Here is an 18,460-nt window from a genome sequence, read left to right on the forward strand (position 1 = left end):
GGACCATGAGGCTTTATTGTGAAAAAACTAATTGACTACGTCAAGAAGATCGGACAAACTCGACTTGGCTTCGTCTTGATTTTGCTAATCATTTACTGGCTCAAAACACTCTGGGCCTACTATGTTGATTTTAATTTAGATACCCAAGGATTTTTCCAAAATTTTATCGCTATTATGAATCCTCTACCAGTAGGAATTTTATTGCTTGGTCTCTCGCTTTATATAAAGAATACGAAGGCATTCTATGGTGTAGCGATGACCATTTATATTGTTCTTTTCGCCTGGCTCTTTTCAAATGCAGTCTATTATAGAGAATTTTCCGATTATATCTCCATTTCTACCATGATGGCTACCTCTAGCGTATCTGCTGGATTAGGAGAAGCAGCTCTTAAGTTATTTAGGCTATGGGATATTGTCTATTTTCTTGATTTTATAGCTTTTGGTTTCTTAGTCTACCGTAAGGCATTTCACTGGGACAAAACTCCATTTCATAAAAAATCTAGCTTTGCCATCACAGCCTTTTCAGTATTATTATTCTCTATCAATCTCTTTTTAGCAGAAATTGATAGACCTGAGCTACTTACGAGAGGATTTTCTAATACTTATATCGTCAGAGCCCTTGGGTTACCAGCTTTCCTTGGCTACAATGCTAATCAAACCTACAATGCCCATAAGGATCGCTCTGGGGCCACCGCCTCAGACCTGGAGCCTGTAAAACAATATATTACAGAACATTATGCTCAGCCGAATGACAACTACTTCGGTATTGCCAAAGGGCGAAATGTTATCTATCTCCACCTAGAAAGCTTACAACAATTTGTTATTGACTATAAGTTGAATGTCAACGGTGTCGAATACGAAGTCACACCTTTCCTCAATTCTCTGTATCATTCTAGCTCTACTCTCGCCTTTTCCAATTTCTTTAACCAAGTTAAGGCAGGTAAGACCTCTGATGCCGAAACCATGATTGAAACCTCACTTTTTGGACTCAATCAAGGCTCTTTCATGGTCCAATATGGCGGAAGCAATACCCAGCAAGCTGCACCATATATTCTCTCTCAAAATGGTGGCTATACATCTGCTGTATTCCACGGAAATGCAGCCAGTTTCTGGAATAGGAACAACACCTATAAACAATGGGGTTACAATTACTTCTTTGATCAATCCTATTTCTCTAAAGCCACTGCTGAAAATTCATTCCAATACGGTCTGAATGATAAAATCATGTTCGCCGACTCTATCCAATATCTGGAACATTTACAGCAACCCTTCTATACCAAATTTATCACAGTTTCCAACCACTACCCCTACACAACCAGCTTGATTGGGGATGAGATTGGCTTTCCATTAGCCAATACAGATGATGAAACCATTAATGGCTATTTTGCTACTGCCAACTATCTCGATGCGTCCATAAAGGCATTTTTCGATTACTTAAAAGCGGCTGGCTTGTACGAAAACTCCGTCATCGTCCTCTATGGTGATCACTATGGAATTTCTAATTCACGCAATCCTGACTTGGCACCGTTGATTGGAAAAGATTCTCAGACTTGGTCAGATTTTGACAATGCCATGATGCAACGTGTTCCATATATGATTGTTGTACCTGGAATGACCAACGGTGGGGTTTTTGATACCTATGGTGGTGAGATTGATGCACTTCCTACTCTCGAACATCTTTTAGGAATTAAATCCGATAACTATCTTCAAGTTGGTCAAGACCTACTTTCCAGCCAACACAGCCAAATTGTGGCTCTTCGAACCGCTGGCAGTTTCATCACACCAAAATACACTAGCTATGAAGGTAAAATCTACTATACAGAAACTGGTCTTGAAATTACAAATCCAGATGAGACAACTCAGAAAGAAATTGATGCAATTAAAGAAGCTACCGCAGCACAACTAGCGACTAGCGATGCCATTCAAACTGGTGATCTTATCCGATTCTTCGACAATGGATTGCCAGCCTTGGATTCAAGTCAATATAACTACATTGACTCATTGGCTGCCGAGATTGCTCTGGAGAATAAACTTGGTACACAATCGACAAGTTTGTATAGTAAAAACGGCAATAAGTCAACTATTGAACTATTTAAAGCACCAAGCTACCTAGAACTTCACGGTAGTACAACTGCCACTAGCACACCAAATACTGGTACTAGCTCAACAAGTACCAGTTCAAACTCGCAATAATACACTAAAAGGCTTAGAATCATGTCAGTTACTACATTGATTCTAAGCCTTTTTATACTCAATGAAAATCAAAAACAGACTAGCTCCAAAGGTTTGGGGAACCTTTGGAGGTTGGAGATAGAGCGAACGTAGTTCGTTTCTACTTAGCAGATAGAACCCTGTTACTATTTTGTTTCAAGGTAACAGGCTGAAAGGCTCTACTGGAGCCTTTCACTCATCAAATCAAGTCAACAACGTCTGATTTTGATTTTCGAAGAGTATTAGACCACTATTTCAAATCACTCATCTCTATTGCATCAAGGAAATATAGAATCCTCACTAGACTCTTCCCCTGCTGATGGATTCTTAGGGACATCTATGGGTGCAACAGTACTACTTTCTGTTGCTTTTGTATCTTCTGTTGTAGTTTCAATGTCTGTTACAGTTTCTACTTCTGAACCAGGTGTCAACAAATCATCTAACCAGCCATCTGCATCCTCTTCTCCATTAGGGACATCTGGAGTATTCGGCAATGGATTCCCAGGCAACCAAGTATCATCTGGCTCAACTGTCCCATCTTTGCTATCACTTTCAACTTTATCGAAATGAATATCGTAGACAGTATCTTCCAAAATAGGTGTGTCCCATGCTACATTTGGAATAACAGGTTTTGTATAATCTCGTTTATAACCTGTATCACTCTTCAAAGATGGCGGAAAAATTCCAGCTTGGTTCAGTGTTAACCCTTTTCTAACAAGGTAAACAACTGTTTTACTAGTTCCCAAATGGGTCTGAAGTTGGCCGCCGTCACCTGCTCGAAATGCAAGAGCTACATAATTCTTTGGATCATGCCAATGGTAATTTGGATGTCTACTTGGATCATTGATGTCCGTTGGATTATCCGTATTTTCGGCAATATATGGCCCTATACGAGGAGCTGTTGTCCCAAATGCTGCCAAGCTCGTTGTGGCACTAACATAATCTGTATCTTTTTCTCCACCGGTAATAACTGTCCTAAACTCGATGAATTCATAATCTTTGCTTGGAACCGGTTCTGGTACAACAAGCCCCTGCTCCTTAGCTTGTTTCCAAGTTAAGTCAGATTTCACAAAGTATATGAACCCTGCTCGAATCTCACCATTTAATTTTAAACGACCATTGGCTATCGCACTATATTTAACAGGTACATAGTCTGATAGATCAATATTTGAAACATCATCACTTGGAGTGTAAATATTTTTTGTCGGCTTATGATAAACATTATCAAAATCAGCATAAAAACTCTGATGTTCTCTTGCCATCTTGCCAGACTTTGGCAAAGTAGCATTCCAACCATTAAAGACGCGTCCCTTTTGTTGAAGGGTCTGCGGGTAGGTGATGTTCAAATCTTCCCAGTTTAAATCTTTACGAACCAAATAATAAACTCTCTTCGTTTTTTTACCATTAACGACAAAATCACCAAAATCACTATTTGTACTGAATGTTACTAGAATGAAATTTTTAATATCCTGAAGCCCTTCTGGATGATACTTTTGATGGACACCATTACGTGTTAAATTTTCTGTTGAACCTTCTGTATAAAAAGGCCCATATACCGATTGTTTCTCAATAGCGAGATTTACCGTTTCGGTCTTAACATCACGCTCAGGATCATCTGGCAAACTAGGATCAATTTTATAAACGTGCGCATGGTCCCCATGGCGTACACTCATATAGTTCCCGTCAATTGTAATGTCCTCACGCTTGACTTTAAAACGCTCCATGTACTGCTTAATGAGACGTTCTTTTCTCTGTTCAAGAGTTTCTCCATCCTTTTGCTTAAGAATACGATCTTCTGGACTTTCAAACGGCTTCCTTGTATCAATTTCCTTTAATAAAACAATATGTGTGTGATCTCCATGCGGATACTCTAATCCAATTTGACCGTCAACGATGACTTTCTTAAAACGTGATGGCTCTAAATTCAGTTCTTTTGCTAAGTAGTCCAACTTGGTTTGATACTCAGTATTTTCTACCTCAGGTTGTGACTTCTTATCAGATTCTACATTTGGTTTATACTGATTCACAAGATAAGACCATTTACTCTTTTTCAATGTTTCAAAATGAATAAGATGCAAATGTTTCCCATGCCTTACTAGAATCCCGGTTTCCGTTACACCGCTGATATTTTGCCCATCAAACAAGAAACCATCACTCGTTTGAAAATCAATCCCGGGAATCCCTTCCTGTTGGTGAACGATAGGAAGAGTTGACGATTGACGACTACCGGAGGTCAATTGCCTGTGTGTCATACCACCTAAGCTTGATTTTAAAATATAGTGATAATGATCCCCATGCCGAACAGTATAGCCATTTGCATCCTCTGCGACAATATCTTTAGGATCAAAAACGTATTCATCTTCGGTCTGTTTCGAACCAGATGGTCGCTGATTTCTATTAGGTTGAGAAGAATGTGTTTTTTCTTGATAGTTCTCAGGAATTAAATAGGACCATTTTGTATTCTTTAAATCTGAGTAAAAGAAAAAATGCTTATGATCACCATGATTGACAATAATTCCTAAATCAGTTTTTTCCTCAATTTGTGACTCATCAGTGAGTAAAAAACCATCATCTGTCGCCTTATCAATCCCTGGAACTTCCTTTTTCGGATCTGAAGGAATCTCTTTTGATTGCTTTGATTGCGATGTTTCTATGCTTGTTGTTTTTTGATGGTTCGATTGCTCTTTATAATTTGACACTTGATAGGTTACCAATGCTACAGCACAAATAAGCGATACTCCTGCTACACAAAGCAAAGTCTTACCTTGTTTCATATCTATGTTTCTCTCCTTACTTACTATTATATTTATATTATTGACATGGTAAATGGATTCTACCATTGTAGAATGCCATCGCCATATCTATTTACTTTATAAAATAAAATTTGTCGCCTTTTTAATTTACCAGTTAAGTATATCGTTCATATTGAAATTTAGCAAGCTCTGTGCGAATTAAAACAAAAAAAGAGCTTGGCACACAGACCAAACTCTTTATTTTATATACTTATTTAGCAAGCTTTGCTTTAGCAGCAGCTGCAAGAGCTGTGAAAGCTGCTGCATCGTTTACTGCCAAGTCAGCAAGCATTTTGCGGTTTACTTCGATTTCTGCCAATTTCAAACCGTGCATCAATTGTGAGTATGACAAACCGTTCATGCGAGCAGCCGCGTTGATACGAGTGATCCACAATTTACGGAAATCACGTTTCTTCTGACGGCGGTCACGGTATGCATAGTAGTAAGAGTTCATTACTTGTTCTTTCGCAGTGCGGAACAAGAGATGTTTAGCTCCATAGTAACCTTTAGCTAATTTTAAAATACGTTTACGGCGTTTACGAGAAACAACGCCACCTTTAACACGTGCCATTTAATTTTCCTCCAAATAATTCAAATAATAAGTAGTGCTATATCAGTGCTTAGCGCATTTGAGTAAGCATTGACTTGATACGCTTGAAGTCACCTGAATGTACCATACCTGCTTTACGAAGGTGACGACGTTGTTTTTTAGTTTTACCGTGGAAACGGTGTGAAGTATAAGCGCGGAAGCGTTTCAATCCACCAGAACCTGTACGTTTGAAACGTTTAGCTGATGCGCGGTGAGTTTTTTGTTTTGGCATGTTAATTCTCCTTTTGCTTAAAAAGCTTATTTTTTATCTGAAGCTGGGGCCAATTGCATAAACATTTGACGTCCGTCCATCTTAGCGCGTTGTTCGATAATGGCAATATCTTGGGTTGCTTCAGCGAACTCAGCTAATACTTTCGCTCCAACTTCTTTGTGGGTAATCATACGACCCTTGAAACGGATAGAAACCTTAACCTTATTTCCTTTTTCAAGAAATTTACGGGCATGACGAAGTTTTGTCTCGAAGTCCCCTTTATCAATAACTGGACTTAGACGCACTTCTTTTACAGTGACAACACTTTGTTTTTTGCGTTGTTCTTTCTGTTTCTTCTGATATTCAAATTTGAACTTACCGTAGTCCATAATTTTCGCTACTGGTGGTTTAGCTTGTGGTTGAATCAATACTAAATCCACGTTGGCGCTATCAGCAATGGCCTGAGCCTCATTGAGCGGTTTGATTCCCAACTGTTCACCCTCAAGACCGATAAGACGAACTTCACGCACTCGAATTTCATCATTGATGAACAAATCTTGCTTTGCTATGGCTTTTCACCTCATTTTATATTTTTCGAGAAAAACGAAACGGACTTGCTAAACAAGTCCGCACTACACCATTATTCTTTCCGAAGAAATCTTAATCCGTAGAGCCAGACAACGTTAGTCGCAAGGCGAGAAGCTCTCACTTCTGCTTTTCTCAATACGACTATTCTAACATGTCTAAAACTACTTGTCAAGAATTTCTTTCGCTTTTTCGGAAATAAATTTCACTACACCTTCGATGGATACTCCTGTTGTATCAAAGGTAATGGCATCGTCTGCTGCCTTTAAAGGAGAAACTTCTCGATGGGAATCTTTATAGTCACGAGCCGCAATTTCCTGCTTTAGAGATTCCAAGTCGGTCTCAATGCCACGTTCCGTATTTTCCTTAAATCGACGGAGGGCACGCTCTTCAACAGAGGCAATAAGGAATATTTTGAGTTCTGCCTGTGGTAAAACAACTGTTCCAATATCGCGACCATCCATAACAATGCCGCCAGCCTGGGCAATTTCCTGTTGCAGGCGTACCAATTCTTCCCGTACTAGAGGAAGTGCTGCTACTGCTGATACATTATTTGTAACTTGGTTATCACGAATAGGCAAAGTGACATCTTCATCACCAACAAAAACTAATTGTTGGCCATTTTCATCACGCCCAAATCGAATAGGATACTGAGCAAGCAAGGCCACGATTCTATTTTGATCTGTGATCTCTATGCCGTTTGTCAAGGCTAGATAGGTAGCCGAGCGATACATAGCTCCTGTATCTAAGTAAGTATATCCAAAATTTTTAGCAATAATTTTAGCAACCGTTGACTTCCCACTTGAAGCTGGACCGTCAATTGCAATTTGAATTGATTTCATAACTCCTCTTTATCTAATACGGACTACATCACCTGGATGCGCAAGCCAAGACCCTGTGGTCATTTTCTCTGGATTTAACCGCTCTAACTCAGCAATTGAAATCCCGCCACGTGCGGCTAATTGTCCAACACCTTCACCTGCTTGAACAGTAAGGGTAGAGCCATCCGTAGCTTCTGCTAGACTGGAACTTGTTTCCGTTGTTTCTGTTTCTGTCGCATCAGTAGAAGTAGACTCCTGTGTTTCTGCAACTGAAGTTGAACTTTCTGCTACAACTGCCGCGGAGCTTGGATTATAAAATTCTTTAGTTGAATCTGTTTTACTACCTCCAACCGACAAATAGATGGCAGTGATACCAATAATCAGTACGATAACAAAGAAAATAATTGCCAAGACTGTAAATACTGTTGTACTTGCTACTCCCTTGTTTAGACGTTCTTTTCGACTAACTGTTTCTGTTTGATAAACTTCTTCATTCCATGGCTCTTGTGACATTATCGAGAAAACTCCTTGTATTTTTATTAAAATATGATTACAATACTAATATGAAAATAAAACTTATTCCTGAACGGTGCATTGCCTGCGGGCTCTGCCAAACCTATTCATCTATATTCGATTATGATGACGACGGTATCGTTATTTTTTCAGACGACTCACAATTTGAGAAAACGATTGAACCCAATCCAGATATTCTCAAAGCCATCAAATCATGTCCTACAAAAGCCATTTCAGCGGATTGATTTGGCTTTTTTTGTATAATACTCTTCAAAATAATCCTGTTTTATTAAATGGTCTATTAATTCAATCTCACCCTTGAAGCAATTATGAATAGCTAAATGGTTAATAAAGTATTTTTTCGGCCATTTGCGCATGTGATACACCTGCCCATTGGGAAATTCTTGTGAAAATATGCGAATGGCTAGATAAGAAACTTCAATTTTTTCTATGGTAGCAATTTCAATTTTCTGTACTGCAAAAGGATTAGCCGAAGCAATCCGTAAATGCTTTTCTTTTATCTCGAAATAGCGATGTAAGCCAAGCACTACTAATACAGCAAAGAGAGAGAGAAGTAAGATAAATAATCTTGAAACTCTCAACTTTTCCAATAAAAGTGTCATACCAATGAAAATAGGCGTGAAGGTAAGTGACCAGTAAATAATGGCCCATGATAAATCCGGTTGCCAATGGTAACGAATTTTACCAAAAATTTTGATCATATCGGACCTCCATCTATTATTCTAGCACAAAAAAAGAGATTTTCCTATGAAAACCTCTATCTTTTGAAATTTTTTATTACATTTACATGACAATATTAGTTAGTTTGTAAAACTTCTGAAATGCTTTTGAAATATTTTGAGTAGAAATTGGTGGGAACACAATGATTAACAACCAAAATATTTTAGCCGTTCGTCTCTTGACTCTTAACATAGTAACTCAGGAGAAACTTGGCAATAAACTTTGGCCAGAACAACAAATACATTTCATAGTCTTCTTTTGTACGAATATTGTTTTCAATGCTATTTGTCGTCTCAGATTCCTCATGGATACGATGATACATCAGTCTCTCATCTACAAAGGTAAAGCTCCCATTTTTTTGTGCAATCTGATACCAAGCAAACCAATCAAGAGAAACTTTCATTTCTTCATTAAACTTGAAATCATTCAGTTTCTTCAAATTATAGGTCACAGCTGGACAAGAAATTGGATTACCAAAGGCTAAAACCCTATTCCGCCAAAACTTCCATTTGGGAAACATGGCCATTGTCCGTAACATGAGTTGCTTGATTTTCAAATTTGAAGTTAAGGGAATAGCCACACCTTCCTTAACTTCCTGGTAATCTGAATAAGCAATCAACGTCTCCTCTGTCATCTGAGACATTATTTTTTCACAATAGTCTGGTAAATAAATATCATCTTGATGAGCAATTGTAGCATAAGGGGTTGTTACAAAAGAGAGTGCTAAATTCCAATCTTTTCCAATACCTCCTCCTTGTGCGGTATGCATTACGATTGCATTCTTTTGGCAAATTTGTTCTATATATTCACTCGGAGTACTAGTGTATAGGATGAGTTGTGATTGAAGTGTTTGCTGCTTTAACGAATGGATACATTCTTCTAGATACTTACTGTCTCCATAAGCACAGATAACAAATGTATGGTTATTCTGCATGATGCTCCTCCAACTCAGAGATTCTTTTTTTAGCCATTGATACTTCTTGAATTAAATTTTTAATCTGCTGCTTTTGTTGAGATAAAGCCATACTATGCAAAAATCCAATCACCAAGAGAACAAAAATTGCCACAGATAACAAGAAATTAGAAGTCAGACCAAACCCGAATAAGTAAGCCAATTTAATAGGAATAACATCAAAGAGCGCAAAAACAATCAGTCCGAAGCCAATAACAATCCACATAAAGGCATGTTCGAATAAAATCTTATTTTTATTAATATTCCTAAAAATAAAATACAAAAAACCTAGTGAGGCAAGAAACATAGCTAATGCTTGTATGGTCATTATTCTCCCTCCTTCATTAATGATGCAATCAAGATTGATGAACAAACCTCAACCATATAACGAATCGATTTTAGAGGTGTTATGGATGAAACCCCTCCCGCTCTTTCAAACATATTTGCCGGTGCTTCTACTACTTGGAAATTTTGCTTTAGTAAATGAACAGTTGATTCCGGTTCCGGATATTTAATTGGGTATCGTTTTGCAAATTGTGCAATCACTTTTCTATTTCCCAAACGATAACCTGATGTAGTATCCCAAATTCGGTTTCCAGTTGTTAATTTAATCATATTTGAAATAACACCTATTCCAAAACGCCTCATAAAGCTAGTTTGAAATTCCGACAAAGTATCACCAACAAAGCGTGAGCCAATCACCATATCAGCCTGACCAACTAAGATTGGCTGAATTAAGCTATTTAAGGAACGAATGTCATGCTGACCATCACCATCAAATTGAACTGCTACATCATAGTCATTGTCCAAGGCATATTTATATCCCGTCTGAACAGCTCCACCAATACCTAAATTTTGTACTAGGTGAACAGCATTTAATTTATTTTGAATCAAAATTTCTTTCGTGTGATCTGTTGAGCCATCATTAATGACAACATAATCCAATTGGAAATTCACACTATTTCTATAATCTATAATTCCCTGAACAGTTTGAAGGATACTTTCTTCTTCATTGTAGGCAGGGATAATCATTAATACTTTCATTTTTTCTCTCTAAAACTAGAATTCTATATAATTTTTCAGATTCTACTATTCATTTGAAGAAACTGTAATATAAATATTTTAGCATAGCTATCCTATTATTCATTAAAGTCGAAGTTTATGTCTGATTTTTGTCGCGATATTGCTGATCAATCTTGCATAACGCTCCAATCTTGTTGGATGCATATTTAAAGTCAGTAACTCTTTTATGTGACTTAAATTTGTATTTTGGTGTCCAGTATATTCTAAGTGATTGATGCCGTTCAGTATTTCTTTATAGGCAACCTCCGGTGTATATAGAGTACGTAAACGTTCCACATCAAGCCGAGCCCTATCTGAAAAATCCCTAAAGGATTCAAGCACTTGCTCTAACTTAGTCACCAACTCTTCTATATCGCCCAATTTATAAATTTGACCTGCTGAGAATATTTCAAATGCCGTCAAATGTCCTAAATTATCTGATAGAATTACTGGAAGCCCTCTTAAGATTGCTTCAACATAGACTAAGCCAAAAGTTTCCATAGATGAGGGGAAAACACAGATATCTCTATCAGTTACTTCTTCCCAAGGATTATCTAAGTTACCTAAAAATCTAACATTTTTCTGTAATTTATTTTCATGGATATATTCATCACAAATAGCTTTGTATTTACTATCCCATCCTCCAATAAAAACCAATTCAATATCTAATCTATTTAGTGTCTTATATGCTTTTATAAGTTCTAATTGATTTTTTCCTTCTGTTAATCGACCAACAGAAACAATTCTAACTTGGTTGCCTTTTTTTAAATCTTTTGTTTCTTGCTCAGTATAAGAAATAAACGGATGGACTCTCTTATTAAATAGTGGTGTTAAAAAATTATTTAACTCTCCAGTCACACTAAATAATTCTGAAGAATACTCTTCTATGAAGTCAATTTTATCAGCATAATAAGCAAACTCATTTTTAGGGAATTCATGAATTAGCCAAAAATGGGGAACCTTTTGACATGAGGCAGCAATTGCTCCCTGAAAAACATTAACAGTATTTGAAATAACCAAGTCTATCTCATTTTGCTCAATAATTTCAGCTATGTCTTGAACATTCTGGCGATAGTAGCTTGTAGCCTCTTCTCTATTAAGGATTTCTCCACCTGGTGCATCCGGCCACCACCACTTGACAGTTGGTAAATAGTAATTCTTAACCCCTATCATTTTATAAAGTTGCTCATGCTTATCTTGTGGTTCCCCTCCTATTGCATGAGTAACATTTATAACTGTGTGTCCCAGTTGAATAAGGTACTTCATTAGATAATAAACAGACTTCTCCGCACCATTATCCATACTAGTAGTAGGAGAAATAAACAAAATACGTTTCATTAGACTAACTCTTCTTTCAAAAAATCATTAATTCTATTTGCTGTAGTGCAATGATTCATTACAAATTCAAAAGCATTTTCTGCTATTTGTTCTCTCAAGTCTTGTTCAAGAATCAATCTCTCCAATTTACTTTCCCATTCGTTATCATCTGCTAGAACTCCAGTCACTCCATCTTGAATCATTTCTTCAAATGCTCCGAGATTACTTGCAACGGTCACAACTTTAACTGCTGCCGCTTCTATCCATTTAATTTCCGACTTTGCTTCATTAAAAGTTGTGGTTACAAGCGGCGCCAAGTTAATATCAACTTGTGAAATTAAATTTGGAAGCTTTCTCCAATCAACATACTCATGACTCACAATCTGTTTTTTGAATTTTTGGAATGGTTTAGGAATGTCTAAATATCCTACTATATGTAATTCCACTTGCGGGTACTTTTGAAGCAGATGTAGCAATGCTTGACTAATTAAATCAAAATTTTCGTTGTGTGTAATTGACCCTGAGAAATATCCTATTTTGACTTTATTGTCGTTCGAATTTTTCTTAACTTGTAAACTACGCTCAACTAATTCTTTAGACATGACGTTGCGATTCAAGATAACCTTGTTTTTATATTGTTCAAGCTCGTCTTTCAATTTCGAAGTTGATGTGATAGCATAGTCGCAGAGAGAAAGCATTTTTTTGTAAGCTAAGACACTTGTATCATAGCCTTTTTTCTCTCTCTTGCTCAAACCTTGGGTAAATTCAAGTTCATCTGTAAATTTTGTATCAAAAACCAAATCATCAATATCAAAATAAACAGGTCTGTTCTTTATGTGTGCCGCCCTACAAATTTCTTTCAGCATATCATTGAATGGAGCTCTATAAATAATAATATGACTAGCAAACTGTGCATCCTGAAGTTGTACAAGAGAATTATTTATCACTCGAACTGTATAACCAAGTTCTCGCAATTGCTCAGCCTTATTTAACACACGATAACGTGTACATTGTGGAATAATATTTTCGACACCATCAATAATCAAAATATAAGATTGATTTTCTCTAGTTTTAAAATCTTCTAATATAGAAGACACCACTTCAATCGGATAATCTGTTTCCTTAGCAATATACTCCATCAAATCCGGAATCTCAGATTCTCTTTCTAAACCATGCCAAAAATATTGTTCTCTGTCATAATTTCTAAAGGCCGAATACTTAACTAATGGACAACCTTGCTTTAATAATTTAAGCGGATGAATATACAATGCACTATCTTTCGTGTCTTTAATCAATGCATCATACTTAAAGCCTCGATCATAAAAATATTTTGCAAACACAGTTTCATGTTTTCCAATTGCCTTATTACGAGAATCCGTATCAGAGAGCTTTTCCCAATAATCATAAAATCCTTCATACCTAAGCAAGCTATTTTCAACAACAACAAAATATGATTGTAAGTGCTTAGGAATTTTACCATAAGGGTTATAACCAGTAAAGTCTAGCTGCTCCTCACCCATCGAAATTCCCCAAAAGTCTAGCTGATCGGAATTAAACTCAGAGAAAACCTCTTCCAAATCTCTAAAAGGACCAATATTCGTATCATTAACCAAGATGAGCTGATTATATTGTTGTAACGTCTCTTTTCCAGTATGTATTATCCCATGTCGGAAAGCCGCAACATCATACCCCTCATTTTCTCTTTCCACAACCTTACCATATTGTGCTAAACGATTTATATCAGCCTGTGGAAGTTTACCATTTACAACAATTAAAACATCTCGAGAAATTTTAGCCAATGCCTCTAAAAAAATTACTTTATAGTCCTGTAAAGACGATTGATGTTCATAAATTGTGTAAATCAAGTAACGATTTTTGATATCTGAATAATTATTTCTACGTTGTTTATCACGTTGTAAAGCTAGTAGAGTTCGCTTTATATATTTTGGAATTCTCCAGAAAAACTTTGCAATATTTTTGGTAAGCTCTAATATATAAAACAATAGCTTGTATTTACCTGATAAGATAAATAATCGCGTTGTGAAATTTCTAATCCACCTTTTCACAGTGTTACCAATCACTTTCTATTATTATCTACTTTTATAAATTTTCAAAAGTTTGTTTTGAATAAATGTTGATACATATATCCCCAGAACTCTGGTCATTAAACCTGAGATTCTAAACGAAACAAGTTCTACCTTCTGTGAATATTTTAGCAAATATCTAAATTTTTTCACAAACATTTTTATATCAGAATTATTCAGATATGGAAATACAAATGGCAAGATGGAAATATAAGAATTTGATAAATAAATCAAAAGTGCTTCTTGTTTCTCATGCGATAGTTGTTTAAAATTCTTTAAATTTTCTTCAATTCCTCTAAAGGCATGATAGACTTTTTTTTGTGTAATTTTGTTAGTAAAACTTCCATCTCTATTTTGTCTATACATATAATTAGAATTTTCAATGACACAACAACAAGTTATTATTTTTAATAGGTCTGCACACCAAATACCATCTTCGTACATTAACCCATCTGGAAACATCAAAGAATCTGCAAATAGTTCTCTGCGAACACACTTGTTCCAAACAGGAGCAATCAATGCGCCTGTTTCTACAAGTAGAACAGAATCAGTAATAATTTCATGTCTAGGTAATTTTTGAGGGAAATCACGAACTCTTATATCAGCATTACCATACCAGTATGAAAATGGATAAATTACTGCATCTACCACTTCCTCGTGAGAATGTAGTTCTTCATTGATTTCATCTAAAAAATGCACATCAGTCCAAAAATCATCACCATCTAGGAATAAAATATAATCACCACTAGCATTTTTTATTCCCGTATTTCTCGCAATTGATTGCCCACCATTAGTTTGATGAAATACCTTCACCCTATCATCTTTAGCTGCTAATTTATCGCATATATTGGAGGTTTTACCATCTGTAGAACCGTCATCTACCAACAATATTTCAAATTCTTCATAAGTCTGATTCAGTACACTATACACACATTCTTCCAGATAATCAGCAACATTGTACGCTGGGATAATAACGGAAAACTTCACACCTAGACTCCTTTTTGTAATCTAATTTTCCTATATTTCATGAATACAGGAATTAAGACTGTAATAATTTTATAACGCAACATAGGAAAAGGCTTCATAACCATGTTAAAAAGATTAAAGCAGAAAAAGTAAAGCTGCCAACCACTCTCAAATTGAGTACCACTCCATGGCGTCTGATTTAATGCAGAAACATAGTCCTCTCTAAATCGATGTTTATTTCCGATTCTCCATGGGCGTTCTTCGCCTAAAAAATGAACAATACGTGGTTGCTTACGAATTTTTACAAATTCTTCTTTTGAAATAAACGTTGAAGGACTACTTAATTTTTCCAATGTACGATATGGATAAACATCAAAAATATTAAAATAATTATAAGTGATTGAGAGTGTTTTTATCTCTTCTTTCAATGCTCCATTCAATGCATCTTGATCATTAGCAAAAAGCTCTCCATTTTTTTCTTTATAATAATCAAAAATAATTGTTCCTATACTTTTTGAACGCCACCGTTTCAAATCGATTAGAAGAACTCCCGCATTATGATATGTATACGTACCCAAATTTAAGCTTTCTCTTCTCTCAGACGAAGCTGTCGGTTCTGGGCACATTCCAAGGACTTTCCCCTCCAAATCTACTTCCCATAGCTCCCGAATATTTTCTAAAACTAAGGTATCTCCATCTAAATAGATGATTCTATCAACTTCTTCGGGCAGTAATTTATCTACAAGTAATCTTGCAAGTACAACCGAAGCCCAACCATTTGTGTCAACTTCAAAATCAAAATATGATTCCAAGTTTTCCAATTCAACGATTGTCAATTTATTTCCTCCGTCGGTAACAAATTGATGAAGTTTTTCTTTATTCTGTTGACTTATACCATCTGAGAAAAGATAAAAATGGCATGTATCGTCTTCGTTTAATGTTCGCATGATTGAGCCCATACAAGCCGCTACTTGCGGAACAAAAGCATCATTCAATGTAAATAATATATTCACGTTTCCCTCTTCCACTATCTTCTTACAACCAATAATAATCCACTATCAAAAATAGATACATGATAAAGTTAATGACTACTGTGCCAGTGATCAACCGTATCAAATACTTCTGTTTTACCGATACACTTACCTGCTCTTTTAATATTAAACATGCCGGAAATAGATAGACTAAAAACGGAGTAAAGTATCTTCCTTGTGCCCCCTGAGAAATTATTGCATTTGGTCCAATAGCTGTCGGTGTCCATGCAAAATACATGCCCGCTACAATGATAGCTACCTGAACAGGGAGTACAAATAACGAAGCAAGACCTTCTGTTTTACTTATCTTTAAATTTCCATCATTAAATAATAATAACGTAAAAATGAAAATATCTATGAAAATTAACCAGAGAGGTAGTTGAGTGACAAACCAGCCAAAATAACCAAAAATACCAACTGTTAAAATACCATTAAGATGATCATTTCTGTTATTGATAAATAAACTGTTTATCATCACTTTCACAAAGTGCACGACACCACCTCTGTTATGTAGGAATATATAGCTAACAAGTAAAACTAGTCCAAACCCTAAAATAAGAATTGGTAATCTTCTCTTTTGAATCCATTTTAAAAGAGAATTAAACTTAGATAAGACGCCTTCAAATTCAAAATCAACAAAAAACAATAGTGCCAAAAGTAAAATATTATTTGCTTTTGTTAAATATAGTAGCAAGGATAGTAATATTAAGTTGATAAATTTCCTGGTGGTCAGTACCTTGTCTACCAATAAGTTAACATAAAAAACAAAAAATGCAACAACAGCCAGATAGTTCACCACATCATAAGACAGTGAGCCAGCCTGCTGAATCATCATAGGTAAAAGTGAGACAAAAAACAGGGTCATCTTTCCATACTTTATTTTTTTTATCAAATAGTAGATACCTATAATATAGACTATTGTATTAAAAAGGCGCCCTATAGTGACCATCATACCATATGACGGATAAAGCAATTTTCCTACAACTAGACCAATTAGCTGAGGTGTACTCATTAACGATTTCAGAGAAAAATCGATAGATAATTTGTCCTTTGAAAAATCACGAATTTTGGTAAAAAGGCTTGAATATTCTGTAGAATCAACTGCATGAATCTCCGGTTTTGAATATGCAAAATCTGTTGTCCGTAATTCATTCATTGCCTCTGTATCTCTACTTGTCGGAGAATCAAATAATATATTCCACGACATAAAAGCATGTGTTGCTTCATCAGGAACCTTTGTCACAGGCATAACAAATATTGAAATTAACAAAAAGGGGATTGCTAACCTTAAAAATAATTTTTCTATCTTCATTCTTGTACTTCCCAATTCAAATGTTTTTGCAATTTTAGATATATTACTAAAGAAATTAAAAACCAAGTCCACATCGAACTAACAAAAGCAATAGCTGCCCCCAATATTCCATAATATTCTACCAGTGGATTAGAAATCAATATGGATAATAAACAAGAAATTGCAAATGAAATTACGAGATACTTTTGCTTCCTCAAAACAGTAAGCATGTTATCACAAATGGTTGCAAAGGTACTCGCAATTCCCCCAAGCATTGTTATAATAAAGCTGAGCCAATATTTATTAAGATTCGTTCCGTAGAGAATATTTAATGCTGGAATCCCCAATACTATTCCCCCAACCAAAACTAACACAGCTAATCCGACAACCATTTTAACGATACGCTTCTGATATTGTTTAAATTGATTATAGTCCCCAGCTCTTCTATATATAGCCAACTGAGTTATCATGGGTCTAAACAAAATCAACAAAATATTCATTGAAAAAACAGGCATAAATAAAATGTTAAAATCTCTTTGAACACCTGTTCCTATAACACCTCTCTCAAAAAAAGTATTGAGAGCATATTTAGGTTGATTATAGATAGTAACAAGTAAAAATGCATTAATAAATAACGGCAAGCATTCTGACAATATATTTTTAATGGCTTTCAAATTAATTTCTTCTTTGATAATCCTCGTAAATTGAAACAAATTCGGAACATCAAAAAAGAAAACAAATAAATATGAACTAATTACTAGATAGATTAATGAGAGTAGCAGGTTATTGGTTATAAACAAACCAATTCCAAATGTCAAAATCACAATAGAGTTTCTCAAAAAAAGTGATTTACCTGCAATATCTAGCCGAGCATTTTGTTGGAACAATCCTTGAAAAACGTCCGACAGAGCATCACTTCCGCGATACAAACATATTAGGAAAATACAAACAGATTTTTGAAATTCATATTTAGACAGAAAAATATAGCTTAAGGCAAGTAATAGCATAATAGTGATTGTTATAAGCCTTGTTGCAAGATACTGGCTAAACGAAAACTTTTTCGAAACATCAGTAGCTTGATAATCTCTTACCTGAAAACTAGCAATGATTACAAAAAGATTTGCTACTGCATAGGCAAAACTAAAAATATCAGCCTCTAATTCCGTCAACAAACGTGTTACTAGTAACAATAAAAATATTGATATTGCTGCTGAAGAAATACTTCCTAATAAATTCCAAATAAATATTGTTTTTGGTGATACTATTTTGCTCTTCACACTATCTTCCCCTTGTT

Annotated in this window: 18 protein-coding genes and 1 other annotated feature; of the genes, 2 read left to right on the top strand and 16 right to left on the bottom strand. The window is 35.6% G+C overall.

Annotated features, from left to right (window positions below):
* Positions 1–18 precede the first annotated feature (18 nt).
* Positions 19–2,193: an LTA synthase family protein gene (locus tag ODU41_RS06010; RefSeq protein WP_398578767.1), complete on the top strand. Its 2,175-nt coding sequence runs from the start codon at positions 19–21 to the stop codon at positions 2,191–2,193.
* Between the two features lie 296 nt (positions 2,194–2,489).
* Here ODU41_RS06010 and ODU41_RS06015 read toward each other — a convergent pair whose 3' ends face one another.
* The 6 genes from ODU41_RS06015 to ODU41_RS06040 form a co-directional block, all read right to left on the bottom strand.
* Entirely contained in the window at positions 2,490–4,985 is a 2,496-nt protein-coding gene (locus ODU41_RS06015; RefSeq protein WP_029171604.1) for a pneumococcal-type histidine triad protein, read from the bottom strand.
* A 229-nt stretch (positions 4,986–5,214) separates the two neighbouring features.
* Positions 5,215–5,574 (bottom strand): 50S ribosomal protein L20, encoded by a 360-nt coding sequence (rplT, locus tag ODU41_RS06020; protein ID WP_029171603.1) that lies wholly within the window; start codon positions 5,572–5,574, stop codon positions 5,215–5,217.
* A gap of 49 nt (positions 5,575–5,623) precedes the next feature.
* The gene (gene rpmI, locus ODU41_RS06025; protein ID WP_002940607.1) at positions 5,624–5,824 is read right to left on the bottom strand and encodes a 50S ribosomal protein L35; all 201 of its coding nucleotides are present in this window, start codon (positions 5,822–5,824) and stop codon (positions 5,624–5,626) included.
* A 26-nt stretch (positions 5,825–5,850) separates the two neighbouring features.
* Entirely contained in the window at positions 5,851–6,357 is a 507-nt protein-coding gene (gene infC / locus ODU41_RS06030) for a translation initiation factor IF-3 (RefSeq protein ID WP_002940606.1), read from the bottom strand.
* Positions 6,358–6,397: 40 nt separating this feature from the next.
* Positions 6,398–6,526, bottom strand: a sequence feature (ribosomal protein L20 leader region).
* A gap of 26 nt (positions 6,527–6,552) precedes the next feature.
* Entirely contained in the window at positions 6,553–7,230 is a 678-nt protein-coding gene (gene cmk / locus ODU41_RS06035; RefSeq protein ID WP_099831389.1) for a (d)CMP kinase, read from the bottom strand.
* Positions 7,231–7,239: 9 nt separating this feature from the next.
* Positions 7,240–7,722: an SAG1386/EF1546 family surface-associated protein gene (locus ODU41_RS06040; RefSeq protein ID WP_015646683.1), complete on the bottom strand. Its 483-nt coding sequence runs from the start codon at positions 7,720–7,722 to the stop codon at positions 7,240–7,242.
* A gap of 50 nt (positions 7,723–7,772) precedes the next feature.
* Between ODU41_RS06040 and ODU41_RS06045 the strand changes: the two genes are divergently transcribed.
* The gene (locus tag ODU41_RS06045; protein WP_024385576.1) at positions 7,773–7,967 is read left to right on the top strand and encodes a ferredoxin; all 195 of its coding nucleotides are present in this window, start codon (positions 7,773–7,775) and stop codon (positions 7,965–7,967) included.
* On the opposite strand, the gene ODU41_RS06050 is transcribed toward ODU41_RS06045, so the two are convergent.
* From ODU41_RS06050 to ODU41_RS06095, 10 genes are all read right to left on the bottom strand, one after another.
* Positions 7,956–8,444 (bottom strand): EbsA family protein, encoded by a 489-nt coding sequence (locus tag ODU41_RS06050; RefSeq protein ID WP_014637746.1) that lies wholly within the window; start codon positions 8,442–8,444, stop codon positions 7,956–7,958. The two genes, ODU41_RS06045 and ODU41_RS06050, sit on opposite strands and share 12 nt — an antisense overlap.
* Before the next feature lie 182 nt (positions 8,445–8,626).
* Positions 8,627–9,397: a glycosyltransferase gene (locus ODU41_RS06055; RefSeq protein WP_141590877.1), complete on the bottom strand. Its 771-nt coding sequence runs from the start codon at positions 9,395–9,397 to the stop codon at positions 8,627–8,629.
* Complete coding sequence (locus ODU41_RS06060) at positions 9,387–9,743, bottom strand: DUF2304 domain-containing protein (protein WP_002937073.1); 357 nt, start codon at positions 9,741–9,743, stop codon at positions 9,387–9,389. The genes ODU41_RS06055 and ODU41_RS06060 overlap by 11 nt, the downstream gene beginning before the upstream one ends.
* A complete protein-coding gene (locus ODU41_RS06065) occupies positions 9,743–10,459 on the bottom strand; it encodes a glycosyltransferase family 2 protein (protein ID WP_014637743.1) in 717 nt (238 codons plus the stop codon). The genes ODU41_RS06060 and ODU41_RS06065 overlap by 1 nt, the downstream gene beginning before the upstream one ends.
* Positions 10,460–10,561: 102 nt before the next feature.
* Entirely contained in the window at positions 10,562–11,815 is a 1,254-nt protein-coding gene (locus ODU41_RS06070) for a glycosyltransferase family 4 protein (protein ID WP_044669875.1), read from the bottom strand.
* Positions 11,815–13,875 carry a rhamnan synthesis F family protein gene (locus ODU41_RS06075; RefSeq protein WP_044669876.1) on the bottom strand — a complete coding sequence of 687 codons (2,061 nt, stop codon included), beginning with the start codon at positions 13,873–13,875 and terminating at the stop codon, positions 11,815–11,817. Before ODU41_RS06075 ends, ODU41_RS06070 begins: the two co-directional genes overlap by 1 nt.
* Before the next feature lie 9 nt (positions 13,876–13,884).
* The gene (locus ODU41_RS06080) at positions 13,885–14,865 is read right to left on the bottom strand and encodes a glycosyltransferase family 2 protein (RefSeq protein WP_141590874.1); all 981 of its coding nucleotides are present in this window, start codon (positions 14,863–14,865) and stop codon (positions 13,885–13,887) included.
* 2 nt (positions 14,866–14,867) lie between these two features.
* On the bottom strand, positions 14,868–15,857 hold the full coding sequence (locus ODU41_RS06085; RefSeq protein ID WP_024403174.1) for a glycosyltransferase family 8 protein: 990 nt from the start codon (positions 15,855–15,857) through the stop codon (positions 14,868–14,870).
* Positions 15,858–15,879: 22 nt separating this feature from the next.
* The gene (locus ODU41_RS06090; RefSeq protein ID WP_044674149.1) at positions 15,880–17,187 is read right to left on the bottom strand and encodes a DUF2142 domain-containing protein; all 1,308 of its coding nucleotides are present in this window, start codon (positions 17,185–17,187) and stop codon (positions 15,880–15,882) included.
* Positions 17,184–18,443 (bottom strand): polysaccharide biosynthesis C-terminal domain-containing protein, encoded by a 1,260-nt coding sequence (locus ODU41_RS06095; protein WP_024384362.1) that lies wholly within the window; start codon positions 18,441–18,443, stop codon positions 17,184–17,186. Before ODU41_RS06095 ends, ODU41_RS06090 begins: the two co-directional genes overlap by 4 nt.
* Positions 18,444–18,460 lie beyond the last annotated feature (17 nt).

This window comes from Streptococcus sp. 2022WUSS083 (assembly GCF_044427155.1).
In the GTDB taxonomy this organism is placed as follows: domain Bacteria; phylum Bacillota; class Bacilli; order Lactobacillales; family Streptococcaceae; genus Streptococcus; species Streptococcus hashimotonensis.